This is a genomic window from Roseovarius sp. D22-M7, assembly GCF_037083785.1.
Lineage (GTDB): Bacteria > Pseudomonadota > Alphaproteobacteria > Rhodobacterales > Rhodobacteraceae > Roseovarius.
In genome coordinates this window covers 1-4,891 of record NZ_JBAPKY010000107.1, presented here as the reverse complement: position 1 = coordinate 4,891, position 4,891 = coordinate 1, and the positions used below count along the sequence as shown (strand labels likewise).

5 protein-coding genes are annotated in these 4,891 nt (G+C 63.0%); all 5 read left to right on the top strand.

Annotation, left to right across the window (positions count from 1 at the left end):
- Positions 1 to 113 precede the first annotated feature (113 nt).
- Positions 114 to 650 carry a hypothetical protein gene (locus V8324_RS20995; protein WP_336421847.1) on the top strand — a complete coding sequence of 179 codons (537 nt, stop codon included), beginning with the start codon at positions 114 to 116 and terminating at the stop codon, positions 648 to 650.
- A 79-nt stretch (positions 651 to 729) separates the two neighbouring features.
- A complete protein-coding gene (locus tag V8324_RS20990; RefSeq protein WP_336421846.1) occupies positions 730 to 1,911 on the top strand; it encodes a hypothetical protein in 1,182 nt (393 codons plus the stop codon).
- A 299-nt stretch (positions 1,912 to 2,210) separates the two neighbouring features.
- Positions 2,211 to 3,326: a BamA/TamA family outer membrane protein gene (locus V8324_RS20985; protein ID WP_336421845.1), complete on the top strand. Its 1,116-nt coding sequence runs from the start codon at positions 2,211 to 2,213 to the stop codon at positions 3,324 to 3,326.
- 78 nt (positions 3,327 to 3,404) lie between these two features.
- Entirely contained in the window at positions 3,405 to 4,448 is a 1,044-nt protein-coding gene (locus V8324_RS20980) for an IS4 family transposase (RefSeq protein ID WP_336421844.1), read from the top strand.
- A 140-nt stretch (positions 4,449 to 4,588) separates the two neighbouring features.
- Positions 4,589 to 4,891: transposase (locus tag V8324_RS20975; protein WP_336421843.1), on the top strand; the 303-nt coding region annotated here is incomplete at its 3' end.

Below are 4,891 nucleotides of genomic sequence, written 5' to 3'. Positions count from 1 at the left end.
TTGGTGGCCGCTCGCCTGTGGGCTTTGCCACCTCCGGGGTGGGTCATTTTTGGATGATCACACCGGGTCAGTTTTGAATGCACATTGACAGCCCAAACCCAAGGAGAAGACACATGAACAAGATCACCAGGACCATCGCCGCGCTGCTGCTTGGCGCGGCAACGCCGGCCCTTGCGGCGGACCAGGACGTGCTGCCCCTGAACACCGACGAGATCGCCCATTATCGCGACGTCGGCCAGTGGGTCGTCCACGAGAACCTCACCCGCGGGTCGTGCTTCATCTCGCGCGCGGACCCGGCGGGGCACCTGGTCCAGATCGGGCTGACGAAGGACAACGAGTACGGCTATCTCGGCATCTTCCAGAAAGGGGCCGAGCTCGAAGAGGGCACCAACGCCGTCGCGATCATCGTCAACGGCAACCTTTATGTCGGCCAGTCCAAGGCCGTCGTGCACGGGGCGTCCGGCGACTACCAGGGCGGCTACGTGATGGCGACGGGCGAAAGCCGCAAGCAGATGCGGCTCGATCTCGAGAAGCAGAAGGAGATGGTCGTCTTCCCCGACAAGCCGTTCAAGGTGACGGTGCAACTCGACCACGTTCGCAACGCGATCTACGAGGCGCGCCAATGCACCAAGAAGCTTCAGGGCGCCTGATCGGCCGCCCCGGTCGTCACACCGGTGATCGTGCCCGCGTCGCGGGCACGAGACCGCGCCAGATCGGGGCGATTGGTCCATGACCGACGACCCGGCATTCGAGGCGGCCAGAATTGCGCGCGGCGGGCTCTATCACCAGATGCAGGCACGGCTCGGGCTGGTCACGGACGACCATCTGCGTCCGGTGTTGAGGGCACTGCTGCTTGTCCTGATTGCATGGGGCGTGCCCCTCGTCATCAGCGGTTTCGAGGGAAAGGCGTTCGGCAGCTTTGCCGAGATGCCGTTCCTGCTTCACCTTCCGGTACTGTCGCGGTTTCTTCTCGGGGTGGGTCTGCTGGTCGCGATGGAACCCGTGGCAGAGGCGCAACTCGCCACCGTCCTGCGTCCCCTGCTCAGCCCGCCACTGCTCGCGCCCGGGGCCCGGGCGGCGGCCGAATCGGCGGCGGCCCTCGCGGTTCGGCGTCGCAATTCGCGCCTCGCAGAGGTCATCTGTTTCGCGGTAGCATGTGCGTTTTCGGCCGCCGCGGCGGTCGGTCTGAGCGATTTCGATGCCCATTCATGGGCTTTCGCCGCCGGCAGTGGCGGGCAGAGCTTTTCCTACGCGGCCTTGTGGTGCCTCTGGATCAGCAGCCCGATCTATTTCTTCCTCCTGGCCCGTTGGATCTGGCGCATCCTGATCGTGGCGCTGCTTCTGAAGTCGCTCGCCGCTCTTGAATTGCGGCTGAGCGTCACCCATCCGGACGGTGCCGGGGGGATCGCCTTCGTGGGGGAGTTTCCCAATGCCTACACCCTCTTCGTGCTTGCGCTCAGTTGCAATCTGGGGGCCGCGATCGCCGAGCATTTTCATGCGCAGACCATCACCACGACGATTTTCACTGCGGTGATGATCGCGTGGCTGCTGATCACCAACGGTCTGCTGTCCTTGCCCGCGCTGTTCTTCACCAAGCCGCTGAGCGACTTGAAACAGGAGACGCTCGAACTCGCCCAGGCCCAGGCGACGCGCCGCCAACTGGCCGAGGAACATGGCGTGCTGGGACAAAGCATGTGTGGCGCCACCGAGGCGGAGATCGGCGAGGCCGCGTCCGTTCCCGATCCGAAGCCGATCTTCGACGCCGCGCGAAACCTGTCCACCGTGCTGATCCGGCGCGCGTCGCTTCTGCCGATTTCAGCCGCGGCGGTGCTGCCCGTTTTCGCCGCCGGCGCTACGCAACTGCCCGCGCAGGATCTGTTCCAAGTCCTGCGCAAGTTGTTGCTATTCTGAGGATGACGCGGTGTGGCATGGCGACGGGGATCATGGACTTCAGCCTCCCGGGGATGCTTTCCATGCTCAGGTTCACCTTGCCCGGACACCTGCGGGCATTGGCGACTCAAAGGAATTTCCGAATGACCTTTCTCCACTGCTCTCGCGCCAGACAACTGCTCCTGCGGATCGTGGAGCCACGCAACGGCTCCCTTGGGACATCGCGTTTTTCGTGGCGCGGCATCGTATATCCCGGGCGGGCGGTCGGCGGCGGTGCACGTGATCTCGGATCTTTCCCCTGTGGCGAAAGCCGGGTTGCGATGCGTCTCCGGCATTTGATCTTCTGCGTGGTCTGCCTGTGCATGTCCGTGGCACAGCCCTCGGGGATCGCGGCCGCGGAAAGCAATCTCGATCACAAGATGGCCCCGCTGACCAGCGCCTCTTCGAAATCGGAGTTCGGGCTGCGCAGCGGATCGCTGATCATCGCGCCGATTCCGTTCAGCGACCCGATGATCGACACCGGGCTGGCGCTTGGTGCCGGGTACCTCTTCAATATCGACGAGGGCTCGGACCCGTCGATGCTGGGCATCGGTTACCTGCGCTCGCAGAACGGGTCCGAGGGGTACGGGCTTACCCTGAACCTCGCGTTCATGGACAATCGTTGGACCATCGGGATGACATATCTCGACGCGGACATCGATTACGACCTCATAACCTCCCGCGGGACGCTTCCGATCAACCAGACGGGCGAGTTGATCAAGCTCAAGCTGATGTATGGCGTCACGCCAGAGTTCCGCATCGGCGCCAGCGCGCGCTACCTCGAATCCACGATCAGGTCGTCGGATCCGATCTTTCCTAACCTGCCGAACTTTATCAGATTGCCCGACGGGTTCAGCACGGTCGGGTTCGGCCTCGTCGCCGACTATTCCCGGGTCGACGACAAGATCTACCCCACCTCCGGGTTCAGTCTCGCGTTTTCAAGCATGTATAACGAGCCCTCGGGAAGGTTCGGCGACGAGTATGTCAAATCCGTCCTGACCTATGACAGGTATGTCCCCACGAGCGAGACGGGCGTGATCGCGATCCGGGCGGTCGGCTGCGCGGCGCCTGGCCGGGTGCCGTTCTACGACCTCTGTTCGCTCGGCGGCACGGATTCGTTTCGCGGCTACAACATCACCGAGTTTCTCGACAATGCCCTTATGTCCACGCAAATCGAGTATCGCAAACGGCTGGGCAAGCGGATCGGGGTGGTCGCCTTCGGTGGCGTGGGGGCCGTCGGCGGCGGCCTCGACGACCTCGGCGACGTCGGCGCGGCGGCGGGCCTCGGTCTGAGATACCGCGTGTCGCAAAAGTTCCCCGTCGACTTCGCCGTGGACGGCTCCATCAGCGAAGAAGGAGACAGCCTGCTCTACGTCTACGTGGGACAAAGGTTCTGAGACACACTACACCACACAGGGCTGGCTGAGGGCGACAGAATGGATTCAACTGGACCACTCCGACCAAGGAAACGTCCCATGCCGAACCGAGCCATTGCCGCCCTCACCGAGATCTTGCGCCCAGAGATCGATCTGGGCAACAGCCGTCTGCAGACACTGTGTCTGATCGTGATCGGCATGGTGAGCGCGCGCAGCGTGAACCTCAGCCATATTGCTTGCGAGCGGCTGGGCGCAGTGCAGACGGCATCCACCTATCGCCGGCTGCAGCGCTTCTTCCAGTATGTCCGTTTGGGTGAGTATTGGGCGCTGCCGCTGCTGATCGGCGTCCTGGGGCAGCACGGACCGTGGCTGCTCGCACTCGACCGCACGAACTGGCAGATCGGCAAGAGAGAGGTGAATTTAATCGTGCTGGCCGTCGTCACCCGCCGGTTCCGGGTGCCTCTGCTCTGGACGGTGATCGAGAGCCGCGGTTGCTCCGACACCGCCATGCGCATTACCCTGATCAAGCGCTATCTTGCACATTTCCCCGCCACGACCATCCGTAGGCTGCTGGCCGACCGGGAATTCGTAGGCGCCGACTGGATGGAATTCCTGTGTGAAACCAATATCCCCTTTGCCATCTGCATCAGAGACAATCTCCGCATCACCACCGAGGAGGGGCATGACCTGACCCTGCGGGTCAGATTGCGCCAAGCCCGGCGAAGCCGGGTCTTTCGCGCCCGTCTCGGAACGCGCGAAGACACCGCCGCGGGCAATACGCCACGGCTGACCATCGCCGACAAGCCGCTCAAGGACGAGTGGTTGATCGTGGTTACCAACGTCGAGGCGCAGATCGCACTTCGCACCTATCGCAAACGTTGGGCGATCGAATGCCTGTTCGGCGACGCAAAGACCCGCAGCCTCAACATCGAGGACACCCGCCTGACCGATTTGCGCAAGCTCGGTCTGCTCATGGCGCTTGTCGCACTGGCCATTGCTTGGGCCGGCCGTGCCGCCGCAGACAAGCTGGGAACGCACACGCCACTCCGCAAAAGCCACGGCCACCACGCCAAGTCCTTCTTTCGAACCGGCTTCGACCACATCCGCAATCGCCTGAGAACCGATCCCCTCGACGCCATCTGACTGTGGCATAGGGTAACTCTGAAACGGCCGAAAACCGAGGGAGCCGTGTAGTGTGGTCCTGAGAGCCTGATCGGAAATTAGTTGAGTGAATTCAGCAGGTTGTGGTTCTGTTCAGGTGTCGAAGCTGAACGGAGATCACGATGGCCTGGACCGAACTCACCCGCGAACAGCATATGCGCACGGCGACCAGATATCCAAGCGATTTGCCGGATGCGGAGTGGGCCGTCATTGGCCCGCGTCTGCCCGGCCCGAACAGGCTGGGGCGTCCGCGCACCGTTGACCTGCGCCGCGTCTGGGACGCAATCCGGTATCTTGCTGCCGCCGGGTGCGCGTGGTCGCTCCTGCCGCAGGATTTCCCGCCGGTCTCGACTGTTCGGTATTATTTCTACAGCTGGCGCAACGATGGGCTTTTGACCGTGATCAACCGCGAATTGGTGGCGGTT